Origin of the sequence: Methanobrevibacter filiformis (assembly GCF_001639265.1) — an archaeon.
Classification (GTDB): Archaea; Methanobacteriota; Methanobacteria; order Methanobacteriales; family Methanobacteriaceae; genus Methanacia; species Methanacia filiformis.
The window spans coordinates 1-526 of the sequence record NZ_LWMT01000218.1 but is presented as its reverse complement, the minus strand read 5'-3'; the positions used below and the strand labels follow the sequence as shown (position 1 = coordinate 526).

The 526-nt window shown below is 27.0% G+C and carries 1 protein-coding gene; it reads left to right on the top strand.

What is annotated here, in order from left to right; genetic code table 11:
* Positions 1-526: hypothetical protein (locus tag MBFIL_RS11320; RefSeq protein WP_169805508.1), on the top strand; the 526-nt coding region annotated here is incomplete at both ends.

Here is a 526-nt window from a genome sequence, read left to right as displayed (position 1 = left end):
TTAGTTGATGAATATAGAACAGATAAAATAGCTAGTTTATGCAAAACAGATATAATATTAAAAACATTTCTAAATGGTAAAACACCATCATCCACAACATTAAGCAGATTTTTATCAAACAGCAACTCCATTACCATCAAAAAAATATTTCTACACACATTACTCGTTTTAAATGACCACCATATCCTAAAATTTCTCCATATTTTCATTGACGGTACTGACGCATTAATTAAAGGATCTAAACACTACACCATCACACGTGATGAATTAAAAGCTTTAAAACTAATGAAAAAATGGAATTTACTACACAATAAAAGTAAAAATTCAATCCGAAGAATTAAAAAAGAACTAAAAATCAAAGAACAAGAATATGAAGAATATCCTGACGTTTTAGAAAGTATACAGATCATTAGAAAAAGAATCATGCTTTACAATAAAAATATGTCCCAACGTATAAATGAATTTGAAGATCGATTTAAGGAAATAGATAATGATTATGTTAGTATTACATTTCCTGAAGCTGTTA